Raw genomic sequence first — 16,675 nt, 5'->3', positions numbered from 1 at the left:
GTCCACGATAGGCGCCCGCGCCGACACCCCGAGAGTTATCCACAGGCCCACCCGGAGAACGGCACGCCCACACAGAACCGCCCGGCCCCCTTATCGAACAGAGGGCCGGGCGGAACCGTACGGACAGTGATCGGCTAGCGGACGAAGACCCCTGCCTGGTTCGCCAGGTCCAGGAAGTACTGCGGGGCCACACCGAGCACCAGCGTGACCGCCACACCCATGCCGATCGCCGCCATGGTCAGCGGCGACGGCACCGCGACCGTCGGGCCGTCCGCCTTCGGCTCGCTGAAGAACATGAGCACGATCACGCGGATGTAGAAGAACGCGGCGACGGCCGAGGAGAGCACACCGATCACGACCAGCGGTCCCGCGCCGCCCTCCGCCGCCGCCTTGAAGACGGCGAACTTGCCCGCGAAGCCGGACGTGAGCGGGATGCCCGCGAAGGCAAGGAGGAAGATCGCGAAGACCGCCGCGACCAGCGGCGACCTGCGGCCGAGCCCCGCCCACTTCGACAGGTGCGTCGCCTCGCCGCCCGCGTCCCGCACCAGCGTGACCACCGCGAACGCGCCGATCGTCACGAAGGAGTAGGCGCCCAGGTAGAAGAGGACCGACGAGACGCCGTCCTCACTGGTGGCGATGACACCGGCCAGGATGAAGCCCGCGTGGGCGATCGAGGAGTAGGCGAGGAGCCGCTTGATGTCGGTCTGGGTGATCGCGACGATCGCACCGCCGAGCATCGTGATGACCGCAACGCCCCACATGACCGGCCGCCAGTCCCAGCGCATCCCCGGCAGGACCACGTAGAGGAGCCGGAGCAGGGCGCCGAAGGCCGCGACCTTCGTGGCCGCCGCCATGAAGCCGGTGACCGGGGTCGGCGCTCCCTGGTAGACGTCGGGCGTCCACATGTGGAAGGGCACCGCGCCGACCTTGAACAGCAGGCCCATCACGACGAGGGCCGCGCCCACCAGGAGCAGCGCGTCGTTGCCCATCGTGCCGGCCAGGGCCGGGTCGACGGTCTTCACGCTGCCGTCCACGACGCTCGCGATCTTCGCGTACGAGACGGAGCCCGCGTATCCGTAGAGGAGCGCGATGCCGAAGAGTGTGAACGCGGAGGCGAAGGCGCCGAGCAGGAAGTACTTCACCGCGGCCTCCTGCGACATGAGCCGCTTGCGGCGGGCCAGGGCGCACAGGAGATAGAGCGGGAGCGAGAAGACTTCCAGGGCGATGAAGAGGGTCAGCAGGTCGTTGGCCGCCGGGAAGACGAGCATGCCGCCGATCGCGAAGAGCGCGAGCGGGAACACCTCGGTGGTGGTGAACCCGGCCTTCGTGGCGGCCTGTTCGCTCTCGCTGCCCGGCACGGCACCGGCCTGCGCGACGAACGAGTCGACGCGGTTGCCGTGCGCCTCCGGGTCCAGGCGCCGCTCCGCGAACGTGAAGATCGCGACGAGTCCGGTGAGCAGGATCGTCCCCTGGAGGAACAGCGCGGGGCCGTCCACCGCGATCGCACCCATCGCCGCGATGTGCGCCTTCGTGGTGCCGAAGCCGCGGGCGGCGAGCCCGACGACCGCCGCGAAGGCCGCCGCGAGGGCGACCACCGAGACGAACACCTGGGTGTAGTAGCGGGACTTGCGCGGCACGAAGGCTTCGATGAGCACTCCGATGACCGCCGCGCCAATGACGATCAAGGTCGGGGAGAGCTGGCCATACTCGATGTCGGGGGCGTCGATCTTGTCGATCTGATCGGCCGCCGCCGTTGTCCACAGGCTGTGGACGGCTGATGCGCTCACTTGGCCGCCTCCACCTCGGGCTTGGGGTCCTTCTTGTGTACGTCGGACATGGTGTGCTGCACCGCCGGGTCGACCAGCTCGGTGAGCGGCTTCGGGTAGACGCCGAGGCCGATCAGGAGCGCGATCAGCGGTGCGACGACCACGAGTTCACGGACCTTGAGGTCGGGCATGGCCGAGACCTCGGGCTTCACCGGGCCCGTCATCGTCCGCTGGTAGAGGACGAGGGTGTAGAGCGCGGCGAGCACGATGCCGAAGGTCGCGATGATCCCGACCACCGGGTAGCGCGCGAACGCGCCCACCAGGACCAGGAATTCACTCACGAAGGGCGCGAGCCCGGGGAGTGAGAGCGTGGCGAGACCGCCGATCAGGAAGGTGCCCGCGAGCACCGGGGCGACCTTCTGCACCCCTCCGTAGTCCGCGATGAGGCGCGAGCCGCGCCGCGAGATCAGGAACCCTGCGACCAGCATCAGCGCGGCCGTCGAGATGCCGTGGTTGACCATGTAGAGCGTCGCGCCCGACTGGCCCTGGCTCGTCATCGCGAAGATGCCGAGGATGATGAACCCGAAGTGCGAGATCGACGCGTACGCCACCAGGCGCTTGATGTCGCGCTGGCCGACGGCGAGCAGCGCCCCGTAGACGATCGAGATCAGGGCGAGGACGAGGATCACCGGCGTCGCCCACTTCGACGCCTCCGGGAAGAGCTGGAGGCAGAAGCGCAGCATCGCGAAGGTGCCGACCTTGTCCACCACCGCCGTGATGAGCACGGCGACCGGGGCCGTGGCCTCGCCCATCGCGTTCGGCAGCCAGGTGTGCAGCGGCCACAGCGGGGCCTTCACCGCGAAGGCGAAGAAGAAGCCGAGGAAGAGCAGCCGCTCCGTGTTGGTCGCCATGTCGAGCGAGCCGTTGGCGCGGGCCTCGGCGATCTCCTGGAGGGAGAAGTTCCCGGCGACCACATAGAGGCCGATCACCGCGGCCAGCATGATGAGGCCGCCGACGAGGTTGTAGAGGAGGAACTTCACGGCCGCGTACGAGCGTTGCGCCGAGGCGTTCTCGTCGCTGCCCGCGTGAGCGCGGTCTCCGAAGCCGCCGATGAGGAAGTACATCGGGATGAGCATGGCTTCGAAGAAGATGTAGAAGAGGAAGACGTCGGTGGCCTCGAAGGAGATGATCACCATCGCTTCCACGCCGAGGATCAGGGCGAAGAAGCCCTGAGTCGGGCGCCAGCGCGACGACTTGGTCTCCAGAGGATCGGCGTCGTGCCAGCCCGCCAGGATGATGAAGGGGATCAACAGGGCGGTGAGCGCGACGAGCGCGACGCCGATGCCGTCGACCCCGAGCTCGTAGCGCACCCCGAAGTCCGCGATCCAGGCGTGCGATTCGGTGAGCTGGTAGCGGTCGCCGTCCGGGTCGAAGCGGACCAGGACGGCCACGGCGAGCGCGAGCGTCGCGAGCGAGACGAGGAGCGCGAGCCACTTGGCGGCGGTCCGCCGGGCGGCCGGTACGGCTGCCGTGGCGATCGCGCCGACCGCGGGCAGGGCCGCCGTCGCTGTCAGGAGAGGAAAGGACATCGGTATCAGACCGCCCTCATCAGCAGGGTCGCGGCGATGAGCACCACGGCGCCGCCGAACATCGAGACCGCATACGAGCGGGCGTAGCCGTTCTGGAGTTTGCGCAGCCGTCCGGAGAGCCCGCCGACCGAGGCCGCCGTGCCGTTGACGACTCCGTCGACCAGGGTGTGGTCGACGTAGACCAGGGAGCGCGTGAGGTGCTCGCCGCCGCGCACCAGGACGACGTGGTTGAAGTCGTCCTGGAGGAGGTCGCGGCGGGCGGCCCGGGTGAGCAGCGAGCCGCGCGGGGCGACGGACGGGACCGGGCGGCGCCCGTACTGGGCCCAGGCCAGCGCGACACCGATGACGAGGACCACCATGGTGGCGCCCGTGACGGTGACGGCGCTGAGCGGGGAGTCGCCGTGGTCATGGCCGGTGACCGGCTCCAGCCAGTGCATGAAGCGGTCGCCGATGCTGAACAGGCCGCCCGCGAAGACCGATCCGAAGGCGAGCAGGATCATCGGGATCGTCATGGACTTCGGGGACTCGTGCGGGTGCGGCTCATTGCCCTCCGCGTCCGCCTCCCAGCGCTTCTCACCGAAGAAGGTCATGATCATCACGCGCGTCATGTAGTACGCGGTGATGGCCGCGCCGAGCAGCGCGACGGAGCCGAGGATCCAGCCCTCCGTGCCGCCCTTGGCGAAGGCCGCCTCGATGATCTTGTCCTTGGAGAAGAAGCCGGACAGGCCAGGGAAGCCGATGATGGCGAGATAGCCGAGCCCGAAGGTCACGAAGGTCACCGGCATGTACTTCCGCAGGGCGCCGTACTTCCTCATGTCCACCTCGTCGTTCATGCCGTGCATGACCGAACCGGCGCCGAGGAAGAGCCCGGCCTTGAAGAAGCCGTGCGTGACCAGGTGCATGATCGCGAAGACATAGCCGATGGGGCCGAGGCCCGCGGCCAGGATCATGTAGCCGATCTGGGACATCGTCGAGCCGGCGAGGGCCTTCTTGATGTCGTCCTTCGCGCAACCGACGATCGCACCGAAGAGGAGCGTGACCGCGCCGACCACGGTGACCACCAGCTGGGCGTCCGGCGCCCCGTTGAAGATCGCGCCGGAGCGGACGATCAGGTAGACGCCCGCCGTCACCATCGTCGCCGCGTGGATGAGGGCCGAGACCGGGGTCGGGCCCTCCATCGCGTCCCCGAGCCAGGACTGCAGCGGCACCTGGGCCGACTTGCCGCAGGCGGCGAGCAGCAGCATCAGGCCGATGGCCGTGAGCTTGCCCTCGCTCGTGTCCCCCGTGGCCTCAAGGACCGGCCCGAAGGCGAAGGTCCCGAAGGTGGTGAACATCAGCATGATCGCGATCGACAGGCCCATGTCGCCGACCCGGTTGACCAGGAACGCCTTCTTCGCGGCGGTGGCCGCGCTGGGCTTGTGCTGCCAGAAGCCGATCAGGAGGTACGAGGCGAGGCCCACGCCCTCCCAACCGACGTACAGCAGCAGATAGTTGTCGGCGAGGACCAGGAGGAGCATCGCCGCGAGGAACAGGTTCAGATAGCCGAAGAAGCGGCGGCGCCGCTCGTCGTGCTCCATGTACCCGATCGAGTAGATGTGGATCAGCGTGCCCACACCGGAGATCAGGAGGACGAACGTCATCGACAACTGGTCGAGCTGGAAGGCGACATCCGCCTGGAAGCCCTCCACGGGGATCCAGCTGAACAGATGCTGCGACAGGTGGCGCTCCTCGGCGCCCTTGCCGAGCATGTCGGTGAAGAGCGCCACACCGATGACGAAGGAGACGGCCGCGAGCAGCGTGCCGAGCCAGTGGCCCACGCGGTCCAACCGCCGCCCGCCGCACAGCAGTACGGCCGCTCCGAGCAGAGGCGCCGCGATGAGCAGCGCGATCAAGTTCTCCACGATTCAGCGACCCCTTACAGCTTCATCAGGCTGGCGTCGTCGACCGAGGCCGAGTGGCGGGAGCGGAACAGCGACACGATGATCGCGAGCCCGACCACGACCTCCGCGGCGGCGACGACCATCGTGAAGAAGGCGATGATCTGGCCGTCGAGGTTGCCGTGCAGCCGGGAGAACGTGACGAACGCCAAGTTGCAGGCGTTCAGCATGAGCTCGATGCACATGAAGACCACGATCGCGTTCCGCCTGATCAGGACGCCGGCGGCGCCGATCGTGAACAACAGGGCGGACAGATAGAGGTAGTTGACCGGGTTCACTTCGACGCCTCCTCGGTCGAGGTCCGCTCGAGGCGCTCGGCCGAGCGCTGTTCCAGGGCGCGCAGGTCGGCCATCGCCTCGTCCGACACGTCCCGGATCTGGCCGCGGTCGCGCAGCGTCTTGTAGACCGTGAGCTCGGACGGGGTGCCGTCCGGGAGCAGGCCCGCGATGTCCACCGCGTTGTGCCGGGCGTAGACGCCGGGGGCGGGCAGCGGCGGCAGGTGCTTGCCCTCGCGCACGCGCTGCTCGGCCAGCTCGCGCTGGGTCTTGGCGCGCTCGGTGCGCTCCCGGTGGGTGAGCACCATCGCGCCGACCGTCGCCGTGATCAGCAGGGCGCCGGTGATCTCGAAGGCGAAGACGTACTTCGTGAAGATGAGGGAGGCGAGCCCTTCCACGTTCCCGTTCGCGTTCGCCTTGCCGAGGCCGTTGAACTCCTTCAGCGAGGCGTTCCCGATCCCGGCGAAGAGCAGGATGCCGAAGCCGAGGGCGCCCAGGGCGGCGAGCCAGCGCTGCCCCTTGATGGTCTCCTTCAGGGAGTCGGCGGCGGTGACACCGACCAGCATGACGACGAACAGGAAGAGCATCATGATCGCGCCGGTGTAGACGACGATCTGGACGATGCCCAGGAAGTACGCGCCGTTGGCGAGGTAGAAGACCGCCAGGATGATCATGGTCCCGGCCAGGCACAGCGCGCTGTGCACGGCCTTCTTCATGAGGATCGTGCAGAGCGCGCCGATCACGGCGACCGTGCCGAGCACCCAGAACTGGAATGCCTCGCCGGTGGACGTGGAGTAGGCGGCGAGTTGCTGCATCACGCCTCCACCTCCTCGGCCTGCGGCGCCTCATCGGGCTTCTCGCCCTTGGAGACGGCGACTTGGGGCACCGTCCCGGCGGCGGCCTCGGTGACCAGCCCTCGGTAGTAGTCCTGCTCGTCCATCCCCGGGTAGATGGCGTGCGGCGAGTCGACCATGCCCTCGTCGAGCCCGGCGAGCAGCTGCTCCTTGGTGTAGATCAGGTTCTCGCGGCTGCTGTCGGCCAGCTCGAACTCATTGGTCATCGTCAGCGCGCGCGTGGGGCACGCCTCGATGCACAGGCCGCACAGGATGCAGCGGGCGTAGTTGATCTGGTAGACGCGGCCGTACCGCTCGCCCGGGGAGTAGCGCTCCTCCTCCGTGTTGTCCGCGCCCTCCACATAGATGGCGTCCGCGGGACAGGCCCAGGCGCAGAGCTCGCAGCCCACGCACTTCTCCAGGCCGTCCGGATGGCGGTTGAGCTGGTGCCGGCCGTGGAAACGGGGAGCGGTGGTCTTCTGCTGCTCCGGATACTGCTCGGTCAGCCGCTTCTTGAACATGGCCTTGAAGGTCACGCCGAAGCCCGCGACGGGATTCTGGAACCCCTGGTCCGACTGGTTCGCCCCGGCCGACTGGCGCGCCTGCTCCGGCAGCCCTGCCGGATCCTTCCGGGCGGGGTGCTTGGACTGCTCAGCCATCGGACGCCTCCTTTCCGTCACTTTGAGTATCCGGGCCACCACTGACAATCAACTCCCGCTCCTGACGCGACGGTCGACGCGGCACGGGCGGCAGGGTCTGTCCGGGCAGCGGCGGCACCGGGAAGCCCCCGGCCATCGGGTCGAAGGCGGCGTCCGACTCCTGCTCGGCCCGCGCTGCCGCCTCCTCCTTGCCGCGCTTGTCCCGGAAGATGTCGACGACCACGGAGAGCAGCAGGAGCGCGATGACGGCGCCGCCCACATAGAGCGCGATCGAGGTGAAGTCGTAGTCCTCGTTCCGCATCGCCCGCACGGTGGCGACGAGCATCAGCCAGACCACGGAGATCGGGATGAGGACCTTCCAGCCGAGCTTCATCAGCTGGTCGTAGCGGACGCGGGGCAGCGTGCCGCGCAGCCAGATGAAGAAGAACAGCAGCAGCTGGACCTTGAGCACGAACCAGGCCATCGGCCACCAGCCGTGGTTCGCGCCCTCCCAGAAGGTGGAGATGGGCCACGGGGCCCGCCAGCCGCCCAGGAAGAGCGTGACCGAGACCGCCGAGACGGTGACCATGTTGACGTACTCGGCGAGCATGAACATCGCGAACTTGATGGACGAGTACTCGGTGTTGAAGCCGCCCACCAGGTCGCCCTCGGACTCCGGCATGTCGAACGGAGCGCGGTTGGTCTCGCCGACCATCGTCACGATGTAGATCAGGAACGAGACCGGGAGCAGCAGCACGTACCAGCGGTCCGCCTGCGCCTCCACGATCGCCGAGGTCGACATCGACCCGGAGTAGAGGAACACCGAGGCGAACGCGGCGCCCATGGCGATCTCGTACGAGATCATCTGCGCGCACGAGCGCAGGCCGCCGAGCAGCGGATACGTGGAGCCGGAGCTCCAGCCCGCGAGCACGATGCCGTAGATGCCGACCGAGGCGACCGCGAGGATGTAGAGCATCGCGATCGGGAGGTCGGTGAGCTGCATCGTGGTGCGGTGGCCGAAGATCGAGATCTCGTTGCCGGCCGGGCCGAAGGGGATCACCGCGATCGCCATGAAGGCGGGGATGGCGGCGACGATCGGCGCGAGGACGTAGACCACCTTGTCCGCGCGCTTGACGATCAGGTCCTCCTTGAGCATCAGCTTGATGCCGTCCGCGAGGGACTGGAGCATGCCCCAGGGGCCGTGCCGGTTGGGGCCGATGCGCAGCTGCATCCAGGCGACGACCTTGCGCTCCCAGACGATGGAGAAGAGCACCGTCACCATCAGGAAGGCGAAGCAGAAGACCGCCTTGATGGCGACCAGCCACCAGGGGTCGCGCCCGAACATGGAGAGGTCCTCGGCGGCCAGCGGCAGCGTGTCGGCTGCGAGCGGCATCATGACTGCACCTCCTGCTCCTGAGCGGGCTCGACGCGTACGGCCGGGCCGATCTTGACCAGCGCGCCCGGTACGGCGCCCGTGTCGGCGGCGACGCCCCCTCCGATGGAGTTGAGCGGCAGCCACACCACGCGGTCCGGCATCTCCGTCACCTGGAGCGGGAGTTCGGTGCGCCCCGCGGTGCCGGTGACCGCGAGGACGTCGCCGTCCTTGACGCCCACTTCGGCCGCGGTGGCCGCCGACAGACGGACAACAGCCGCGTGCCGGGTGCCCGCGAGCGCCTCGTCGCCCTCCTGGAGGCGGCCCTGGTCGAGCAGCAGCCGGTGGCCCGCGAGCACGGCCTCGCCCGCTGCCGGGCGCGGCGGCTGAGCCGCCGTCTCCAGCGGTTCTGTCGCGTGCGGCCCGTCCCAGCCACCCAGGCGGTCCAGCTCGCGGCGGATGGTGACGATGTCGGGCAGGCCCAGGTGGACGTCGCCCGCGTCGGCCAGCATCTGCAGCACGCGCGCGTCGGTCGGCGCGAGCGTGCGGGTCATCTGGTCGGGCTTCAGCGCCGCCTCGAACATCCGGGCCCGCCCCTCCCAGTTGAGGAACGTGCCCGGCTTCTCGGCGACGGCCGCGACCGGAAGGACCACGTCCGCCCGCTCCGTCACCTCGCTCGGCCGCAGCTCCAGGGAGACCACGAAGGCCACCTCGTCGAGCGCCTCACGCGCGCGCGTGGGGTCGGGCAGGTCCGCGACCTCGACGCCCGCCACGAGCAGCGCCCGCAGCTCGCCGGTGGCGGCGGCCTCCACGATCTGGCCGGTGTCGCGGCCGTAGCGGTGCGGGAGTTCGGCGACGTTCCACGCGCCCGCGACCTCGTCACGCGCGCGCGGGTCGGTCGCCGGGCGCCCGCCCGGAAGCACCGACGGCAGCGCGCCCGCCTCGACCGCGGCCCGCTCCCCCGCCCGGCGCGGGATCCACACCAGGTGGGCGCCGGTCGCGGACGCGGCCCGTACGGCGGCGGTGAGCCCGCCGGGCACGCCCGCGAGCCGCTCACCGACGACGATCACGGCGCCGTCGGCGCGCAGCGCCTCGGCGGCCGCCGTCCCTTCGGCCTCCAGGCCGACCCCGGCGGCGAGCCCCTCTTGAGACAGCGCAGTCAGCCACTCCGTCTCGGTGCCCGGCGCGGCGGGCAGCAGCGTGCCGCCCGCCTTCTCCAGACCACGCGTCACGAACGGCGCCAGGGAGAAGGTGCGTTGGCCGTGCTTGCGCCACGCCTTGCGCAGCCGCAGGAAGACCCCGGGCGCCTCCTCCTCGGACTCGAACCCGGCCAGCAGCACGGCGGGCGCCTTCTCCAGGGCGGTGTACGTGACGCCGCTCCCGTCGAGGTCCCGGCCGCGCCCGGCGACCCGCGCCGCCAGGAAGTCGGCCTCTTCGCTGCTGTGCACCCGCGCACGGAAGTCGATGTCGTTCGTGTCGAGCGCCACGCGCGCGTACTTGCTGTAGGCGTAGGCGTCCTCGACGGTCAGCCGGCCGCCGATGAGCACCCCGGCACGCCCGCGCGCGGCGGCGAGACCGGTGGCGGCGGCCGCGAGGGCCTCGGGCCAACTGGCGGGCTCCAGCTCACCGGTTGAGGCGTTCCGCACCAGGGGCGTGGTCAGCCGGTCCGGCTTCTGCGCGTACCGGAAGCCGAAGCGCCCCTTGTCGCAGATCCACTCCTCGTTGACCTCGGGGTCGTCCTGGGCGAGCCGCCGCATGACCTTGCCGCGCCGGTGGTCGGTGCGGGTGGCGCAGCCGCCGGAGCAGTGCTCGCACACCGAGGGCGACGACACCAGGTCGAAGGGCCGGGAGCGGAACCGGTACGCCTGCGAGGTGAGCGCGCCCACCGGGCAGATCTGGATGGTGTTCCCGGAGAAGTACGACTCGAAGGGGTCGCCCTCGCCGGTGCCGACCTGCTGGAGCGCGCCCCGCTCGATGAGCTCGATCATCGGGTCGCCCGCGATCTGGTTCGAGAACCGGGTGCAGCGCGCGCACAGCACGCACCGCTCGCGGTCGAGCAGCACCTGGGTGGAGATCGGCACCGGCTTCTCGTACGTCCGCTTCTTGCCCTCGAAGCGGGACTCGGCCTGGCCGTGCGACATCGCCTGGTTCTGCAGCGGGCACTCGCCGCCCTTGTCGCAGACCGGGCAGTCCAGCGGGTGGTTGATGAGCAGCAGCTCCATCACGCCGTGCTGGGCCTTCTCCGCGACCGGCGAGGTGAGCTGCGACTTGACGACCATGCCGTCGGTGCACGTGATCGTGCAGGAGGCCATCGGCTTGCGCTGGCCCTCCACCTCGACGATGCACTGGCGGCAGGCGCCCGCCGGGTCGAGCAGCGGGTGGTCGCAGAACCGGGGGATCTCGATGCCGAGCAGTTCGGCGGCGCGGATCACCAAGGTCCCCTTGGGGACGCTGATGTCGATGCCGTCGATGGTCAGCGAGACGAGGTCCTCCGGCGGCACGGCCGGCTCACCGCCCCCGGAGGGAGCGCTATTGGTGGTCACTGTCATGCGTTCACCTCCGAGGTGCTACCGGCGGGCCGGTCGGCCCAGGCGGTCGACTTGGCGGGGTCGAAGGGGCAGCCGCCGCCGGTGATGTGCTGCTCGTACTCCTCGCGGAAGTACTTGAGCGAGGAGAAGATCGGCGAGGCGGCGCCGTCACCGAGGGCGCAGAAGGACTTGCCGTTGATGTTGTCGGCGATGTCGTTCAGCTTGTCGAGGTCGGACATGACGCCCTTGCCGTCCTCGATGTCCCGGAGCAACTGCACGAGCCAGTACGTGCCTTCGCGGCAGGGCGTGCACTTTCCGCAGGACTCGTGGGCGTAGAACTCGGTCCAGCGGGTGACGGCGCGCACGACGCACGTCGTCTCGTCGAAGCACTGCAGCGCCTTGGTGCCGAGCATGGATCCGGCGGCGCCGACCCCCTCGTAATCCAGGGGGACGTCCAGGTGCTCGTCGGTGAACATCGGGGTCGAACTGCCGCCCGGCGTCCAGAACTTGAGCCGGTGGCCCGGACGCATCCCGCCGCTCATGTCGAGGAGCTGGCGCAGTGTGATGCCGAGCGGGGCCTCGTACTGGCCGGGCGAGGAGACGTGCCCGCTGAGCGAGTACAGCGTGAAGCCGGCGGACTTCTCGGTGCCCATCGACTTGAACCACTCCTTCCCGCGATTCAGGATCGCGGGAACGGATGCGATGGACTCGACGTTGTTCACCACAGTGGGGCAGGCGTAGAGGCCCGCGACGGCAGGGAAAGGGGGGCGCAGCCGCGGCTGGCCACGGCGGCCTTCGAGCGAGTCGAGCAGCGCGGTCTCCTCACCACAGATGTACGCGCCCGCGCCCGCGTGCACGGTGAGTTCCAGGTCGAGTCCGCTGCCCAGGACGTCCTTGCCGAGGTACCCGGCCTCGTACGCCTCGCGCACGGCCTCGTGCAACCGCCGCAGCACGGGGACGACTTCACCCCGTAGATAGATGAAGGCATGCGACGAACGGATCGCGTAACAGGCGATCACGATCCCCTCGATGAGGGAATGCGGGTTCGCGAAGAGGAGCGGGATGTCCTTGCAGGTCCCGGGCTCCGACTCGTCGGCGTTGACAACTAGATAGTGCGGCTTGCCGTCTCCCTGCGGGATGAACTGCCACTTCATGCCGGTGGGGAAGCCCGCGCCGCCGCGGCCGCGCAGGCCCGAGTCCTTCACATACGCGATGAGGTCGTCCGGCGCCATCGCGAGGGCCTTGCGCAGCCCCTCGTATCCCTCGTGGCGGCGGTAGACGTCGAGCGTCCAGGACTTCTCCTCGTCCCAGAAGGCCGACAGGACCGGCGAGAGCAGCTTCTCCGGGCTCGTCTCGTTGATCTCGGCTGCCAACGTCATCACTCCCCCTCCTCGGTGGCCCGGCCAGACGGGGGCTGGTCCTGGGGCTCCTCAGCGCGCGGGTGCACCACGCGCGGCTGTCCCAACTCGCCCTTGGCCAGGCGCAGTCCGATCAGCGAGGCGGGCCCGGCGGCGCCGCTCGCCTCGACGGCGCCCTCCCGCTCGTCCGGGAACCCGGCGAGGATGCGCGCGGTCTCCTTGTACGTGCACAGAGGGGCCCCGCGGCTGGGCTTCACGACCTTCCCGTCGCGCAGGTCGTCGACGAGGCGCTTGGCGGACTCGGGGGTCTGGTTGTCGAAGAACTCCCAGTTGACCATCACCACGGGGGCGAAGTCGCAGGCCGCGTTGCACTCGATGTGCTCGAGGGTGACCTTGCCGTCCTCGGTCGTCTCGTTGTTGCCGACGCCGAGGTACTGCTTGAGCTCCTCGAAGATGGCGTCGCCGCCCATGACGGCGCACAACGTGTTGGTGCAGACGCCCACTTGGTAGTCGCCGCTCGGCTTGCGGCGGTACATCGTGTAGAAGGTCGCGACCGCCGTGACCTCGGCCGTGGTCAGGCCGAGCACGTCCGCGCAGAACTGCATGCCGGTGCGCGTGACATGGCCCTCCTCGGACTGCACGAGGTGCAGCAGCGGAAGCAGCGCGGAGCGCGAGTCCGGGTAGCGGGCGACGACGTCCTTCGCGTCCGCTTCGAGCCGGGCCCGTACGTCGGCCGGGTAGTCGGGGGCGGGCAGCTGGGGCATCCCCAGGCTCACGCCCTCGGAAGGTGTGGCGGTCACCGGTCGACGCCTCCCATCACGGGGTCGATGGACGCGACGGCGACGATGACGTCGGCGACCTGGCCGCCCTCGCACATCGCCGCCATGGCCTGGAGGTTGGTGAAGGACGGGTCGCGGAAGTGGACCCGGAAGGGGCGGGTGCCGCCGTCGGACACGGCGTGCACGCCCAGCTCGCCCTTGGGCGACTCCACGGCGGCGTACGCCTGTCCCGGCGGGACCCGGAAGCCCTCGGTCACCAGCTTGAAGTGGTGGATCAGGGACTCCATGGAGGTGCCCATGATCTTCTTGATGTGGTCGAGCGAGTTGCCGAGTCCGTCCGGCCCGAGGGCGAGTTGGGCGGGCCAGGCGATCTTCTTGTCGCCGACCATGACGGGCCCGGGGGCGAGCCGGTCCAGGCACTGCTCGACGATGCGCAGCGACTGCCGCATCTCCTCCAGGCGGATCAGGAAGCGCCCGTAGGAGTCGCAGGTGTCGGCGGTCGGGACGTCGAAGTCGTACGTCTCGTAGCCGCAGTACGGCTGGGTCTTGCGCAGGTCGTGCGGGAGCCCGGCCGAGCGCAGGACGGGTCCGGTGGCGCCGAGGGCCATGCAGCCGGCGAGGTCCAGATAGCCGACGTCCTGCATGCGGGCCTTGAAGATGGGGTTCCCGGTGGCGAGCTTGTCGTACTCCGGGAGGTTCTTCTTCATCTTCTTCACGAACTCGCGGATCTGGTCCACGGCGCCCGGGGGCAGGTCCTGGGCGAGGCCGCCGGGCCGGATGTACGCGTGGTTCATCCGGAGGCCGGTGATCAACTCGTAGATGTCGAGAATGAGTTCACGATCACGGAAGCCGTAGATCATGATCGTCGTGGCGCCGAGCTCCATGCCGCCGGTGGCGATGGCGACGAGGTGCGAGGACATCCGGTTCAGCTCCATCAGGAGCACGCGGATGATGTTCGCCCGGTCCGGGACGTCGTCCTCGATGCCGAGGAGCTTCTCGACGGCGAGGCAGTACCCCGCCTCGTTGTAGAACGGGGTCAGGTAGTCCATGCGCGTGACGAAGGTGGTCCCCTGCGTCCACGTGCGGTACTCGAGGTTCTTCTCGATGCCCGTGTGCAGATAGCCGATGCCGCAGCGGGCCTCGGTGACCGTCTCGCCGTCGATCTCCAGGATCAGGCGCAGCACCCCGTGCGTGGACGGGTGCTGCGGACCCATGTTGACGATGATGCGCTCGTCGTCGGACGTGGCCGCGGACTGGACGACCTCGTCCCAGTCGCCACCGGTGACCGTATATACGGTGCCCTCGGTGGTCTCGCGGGCGGAAGCCTGGGAAGTGGAAGTTCCCTGAGTGGCAGACATCAGCTGTACGACCTCCGCTGGTCCGGAGCCGGGATCTGGGCGCCCTTGTACTCGACGGCGATGCCGCCGAGGGGGTAGTCCTTGCGCTGCGGGAAGCCCTGCCAGTCGTCCGGCATCATGATCCGCGTCAGCGCCGGGTGGCCGTCGAAGACCAGGCCGAAGAAGTCGTACGCCTCGCGCTCGTGCCAGTCGTTCGTCGGGTAGACGGGGACCAGCGAGGGGACGTGCGGATCGTCGTCGGGCGCGCTCACTTCGAGGCGGATCAGCCGGTTGTGGGTGATCGAACGCAGGTGGTAGACGGCGTGCAGCTCGCGGCCCTTGTCGCCGGGGTAGTGCACGCCGCTCACGCCGGTGCACAGCTCGAAGCGCAGGGCCGGGTCGTCGCGCAGGGTGCGGGCGACGCGGACGAGGTGCTCGCGCGCGATGTGGAAGGTGAGCTCGGCGCGGTCGACGACGGTCTTCTCGATCGCGTTCTCGGGGACGAGGCCCTGTTCCTCCAGGGCGCCCTCCAGCTCGTCGGCGACCTCGTCGAACCAGCCGCCGTAGGGGCGGGTGGACTCGCCGGGCAGCCGGATCGAGCGGACCAGGCCGCCGTAGCCGGAGGTGTCGCCGCCCTTGTCGGCGCCGAACATGCCGCGCTGGACGCGGATCTCCTCGCCCTGGTCACCGCGCTGGCCCGGGAGGTTGGCGGCGCTGAGGTCCTTTTCGGGATTGGTCCCGTTGCTGTGCGCGTCGCTCACCGCAGCAGCCCCTTCATCTCGATGGTGGGGAGCGCCTTGAGGGCCGCCTCCTCCGCCTCGCGGGCCGCCTCCTCGGCGTTCACGCCGAGCTTGGAGGTCTGGATCTTCTGGTGGAGCTTGAGAATCGCGTCCATCAGCATCTCGGGCCGCGGCGGACAGCCGGGCAAATAGATGTCAACTGGGACAATGTGGTCTACACCCTGAACAATTGCGTAATTGTTGAACATTCCGCCCGATGAGGCGCAAACCCCCATGGAAATGACCCACTTGGGGTTCGGCATCTGGTCATAGACCTGCCGCAGGACGGGCGCCATCTTCTGGCTCACCCGCCCGGCCACGATCATCAGGTCCGCCTGTCGCGGCGACCCCCGGAAGACCTCCATGCCGAAGCGCGCCAGGTCATAGCGCCCGGCGCCGGTCGTCATCATCTCGATGGCGCAGCACGCGAGGCCGAACGTGGCCGGAAAGACGGATGACTTGCGCACCCAGCCCGCGGCCTGTTCGACGGTGGTCAGCAGGAATCCGCTCGGCAGCTTTTCTTCGAGTCCCATAGCTCCTGGCCCCTCAGTCCCATTCCAGGCCGCCGCGCCGCCACACGTACGCGTACGCGACGAAGACGGTGAGCACGAAGAGCAGCATCTCCACGAGCCCGAAAATCCCCAGGGCGTCGAAGGTGACGGCCCAGGGGTAGAGGAAGACGATCTCGATGTCGAAGACGATGAAGAGCATCGCCGTCAGGTAGTACTTGATGGGGAAACGCCCACCGCCGGCCGGTGTCGGCGTCGGCTCGATGCCGCACTCATAGGCTTCGAGCTTGGCCCGGTTGTAGCGCTTCGGACCGATCAGCGTGGCCATGACCACGGAGAAGATCGCAAAGCCTGCCCCGAGGGCTCCCAGTACGAGGATGGGCGCATACGCGTTCACCGCTCCTCGCTCCTCTCAGTCGGCACTGACTGCTGGCGGCGCTGGTCCTGATTCCTGCCGAAGATCGCTTACATGTGAAGCAGGTCACAAGCCCAACTGCCCCGCATCTTATGCCCGCCGGTCTGTGATCTGCGACACGGGGTGCGACAACTGCTTTGTGATCTCCACCACCTGACGAAGGATCATGAAGTCGGATGAGCGGTGATCTTCGTACGCGAAGCGCCTGAGTGATCACCAGAGGTGACATCTCAGTGCGTCGCCCCTGGTGAGAGCGGGTTCGCACTATCAAGAGGTAGACCGCTCAAGCAAATTGGCGCTGGACGCGCGCGCTTGATAGTGGGGTCGCGTTCACATCCGGGCGGGGCAGGTGTGAACGGAGGTGCAGGGGCGCCGATGCGTGCACACGTTCACGAGCACCGGGCGACGGCCCCCTCCATGGCCTTCCGAACGGCCCACAGATTTACGGGACATCTCAGGGAGGTCTCAGCGAGATCTCAGGGAGATCCCCGAGGGGTCATGCTGTGACCTATGCCACAGCACCCTTCGGGCCCAATAAACCGGGCTTGGCCATTGGCCTC

At 68.8% G+C, this 16,675-nt stretch carries 14 protein-coding genes; all 14 read right to left on the bottom strand.

The genetic code is table 11. The features are described 5' to 3' along the window. Positions 1 to 134 precede the first annotated feature (134 nt). From nuoN to ACFWYM_RS04225, 14 genes are read right to left on the bottom strand one after another with little or no spacing between them, the layout of a single operon-like run. The gene (nuoN, locus tag ACFWYM_RS04290) at positions 135 to 1,787 is read right to left on the bottom strand and encodes an NADH-quinone oxidoreductase subunit NuoN (protein ID WP_384829714.1); all 1,653 of its coding nucleotides are present in this window, start codon (positions 1,785 to 1,787) and stop codon (positions 135 to 137) included. Continuing rightward, on the bottom strand, positions 1,784 to 3,355 hold the full coding sequence (locus ACFWYM_RS04285; RefSeq protein WP_384829712.1) for an NADH-quinone oxidoreductase subunit M: 1,572 nt from the start codon (positions 3,353 to 3,355) through the stop codon (positions 1,784 to 1,786). Before ACFWYM_RS04285 ends, nuoN begins: the two co-directional genes overlap by 4 nt. 5 nt (positions 3,356 to 3,360) lie before the next feature. Next, on the bottom strand, positions 3,361 to 5,256 hold the full coding sequence (nuoL, locus tag ACFWYM_RS04280) for an NADH-quinone oxidoreductase subunit L (RefSeq protein WP_384829709.1): 1,896 nt from the start codon (positions 5,254 to 5,256) through the stop codon (positions 3,361 to 3,363). A 14-nt stretch (positions 5,257 to 5,270) separates the two neighbouring features. Further along, on the bottom strand, positions 5,271 to 5,570 hold the full coding sequence (nuoK, locus tag ACFWYM_RS04275) for an NADH-quinone oxidoreductase subunit NuoK (RefSeq protein WP_384829707.1): 300 nt from the start codon (positions 5,568 to 5,570) through the stop codon (positions 5,271 to 5,273). Continuing rightward, a complete protein-coding gene (locus ACFWYM_RS04270; RefSeq protein ID WP_384829705.1) occupies positions 5,567 to 6,385 on the bottom strand; it encodes an NADH-quinone oxidoreductase subunit J in 819 nt (272 codons plus the stop codon). Before ACFWYM_RS04270 ends, nuoK begins: the two co-directional genes overlap by 4 nt. Beyond that, positions 6,382 to 7,059: an NADH-quinone oxidoreductase subunit NuoI gene (gene nuoI / locus ACFWYM_RS04265; RefSeq protein WP_384829704.1), complete on the bottom strand. Its 678-nt coding sequence runs from the start codon at positions 7,057 to 7,059 to the stop codon at positions 6,382 to 6,384. The genes ACFWYM_RS04270 and nuoI overlap by 4 nt, the downstream gene beginning before the upstream one ends. Continuing rightward, entirely contained in the window at positions 7,052 to 8,434 is a 1,383-nt protein-coding gene (nuoH, locus tag ACFWYM_RS04260; RefSeq protein ID WP_384829702.1) for an NADH-quinone oxidoreductase subunit NuoH, read from the bottom strand. The genes nuoI and nuoH overlap by 8 nt, the downstream gene beginning before the upstream one ends. Continuing rightward, complete coding sequence (locus ACFWYM_RS04255; RefSeq protein ID WP_384829700.1) at positions 8,431 to 10,959, bottom strand: NADH-quinone oxidoreductase subunit G; 2,529 nt, start codon at positions 10,957 to 10,959, stop codon at positions 8,431 to 8,433. The genes nuoH and ACFWYM_RS04255 overlap by 4 nt, the downstream gene beginning before the upstream one ends. After that, positions 10,956 to 12,320: an NADH-quinone oxidoreductase subunit NuoF gene (nuoF, locus tag ACFWYM_RS04250; RefSeq protein WP_384829698.1), complete on the bottom strand. Its 1,365-nt coding sequence runs from the start codon at positions 12,318 to 12,320 to the stop codon at positions 10,956 to 10,958. Before nuoF ends, ACFWYM_RS04255 begins: the two co-directional genes overlap by 4 nt. Beyond that, positions 12,317 to 13,060 carry an NADH-quinone oxidoreductase subunit NuoE gene (gene nuoE, locus ACFWYM_RS04245; RefSeq protein ID WP_384830137.1) on the bottom strand — a complete coding sequence of 248 codons (744 nt, stop codon included), beginning with the start codon at positions 13,058 to 13,060 and terminating at the stop codon, positions 12,317 to 12,319. Before nuoE ends, nuoF begins: the two co-directional genes overlap by 4 nt. Positions 13,061 to 13,092: 32 nt before the next feature. Next, entirely contained in the window at positions 13,093 to 14,433 is a 1,341-nt protein-coding gene (locus ACFWYM_RS04240) for an NADH-quinone oxidoreductase subunit D (protein ID WP_384829696.1), read from the bottom strand. After that, positions 14,433 to 15,173 carry an NADH-quinone oxidoreductase subunit C gene (locus tag ACFWYM_RS04235; protein WP_384829694.1) on the bottom strand — a complete coding sequence of 247 codons (741 nt, stop codon included), beginning with the start codon at positions 15,171 to 15,173 and terminating at the stop codon, positions 14,433 to 14,435. The genes ACFWYM_RS04240 and ACFWYM_RS04235 overlap by 1 nt, the downstream gene beginning before the upstream one ends. Continuing rightward, entirely contained in the window at positions 15,170 to 15,724 is a 555-nt protein-coding gene (locus ACFWYM_RS04230; protein ID WP_010041554.1) for an NADH-quinone oxidoreductase subunit B family protein, read from the bottom strand. The genes ACFWYM_RS04235 and ACFWYM_RS04230 overlap by 4 nt, the downstream gene beginning before the upstream one ends. 13 nt (positions 15,725 to 15,737) lie before the next feature. After that, positions 15,738 to 16,097: an NADH-quinone oxidoreductase subunit A gene (locus ACFWYM_RS04225; RefSeq protein WP_003992243.1), complete on the bottom strand. Its 360-nt coding sequence runs from the start codon at positions 16,095 to 16,097 to the stop codon at positions 15,738 to 15,740. Between the last annotated feature and the right edge of the window lie 578 nt (positions 16,098 to 16,675).

The sequence above is a fragment of the Streptomyces sp. NPDC059009 genome, from assembly GCF_042740175.1.
In the GTDB taxonomy this organism is placed as follows: Bacteria; Actinomycetota; Actinomycetes; order Streptomycetales; family Streptomycetaceae; genus Streptomyces.
This window is presented reverse-complemented; position numbering and strand designations above follow the sequence as displayed.

What these genes read in the sequence shown, in the direction of transcription:
- ACFWYM_RS04240 (WP_384829696.1), bottom strand. Translation starts at nt 14,433, where the DNA reads ATGTCTGCCACTCAGGGAACTTCCACTTCCCAGGCTTCCGCCCGCGAG.
- ACFWYM_RS04230 (WP_010041554.1), bottom strand. Translation starts at nt 15,724, where the DNA reads ATGGGACTCGAAGAAAAGCTGCCGAGCGGATTCCTGCTGACCACCGTC.
- nuoE (WP_384830137.1), bottom strand. Translation starts at nt 13,060, where the DNA reads ATGCCCCAGCTGCCCGCCCCCGACTACCCGGCCGACGTACGGGCCCGG.
- ACFWYM_RS04255 (WP_384829700.1), bottom strand. Translation starts at nt 10,959, where the DNA reads ATGACAGTGACCACCAATAGCGCTCCCTCCGGGGGCGGTGAGCCGGCC.
- ACFWYM_RS04285 (WP_384829712.1), bottom strand. Translation starts at nt 3,355, where the DNA reads ATGTCCTTTCCTCTCCTGACAGCGACGGCGGCCCTGCCCGCGGTCGGC.
- nuoH (WP_384829702.1), bottom strand. Translation starts at nt 8,434, where the DNA reads ATGATGCCGCTCGCAGCCGACACGCTGCCGCTGGCCGCCGAGGACCTC.
- nuoI (WP_384829704.1), bottom strand. Translation starts at nt 7,059, where the DNA reads ATGGCTGAGCAGTCCAAGCACCCCGCCCGGAAGGATCCGGCAGGGCTG.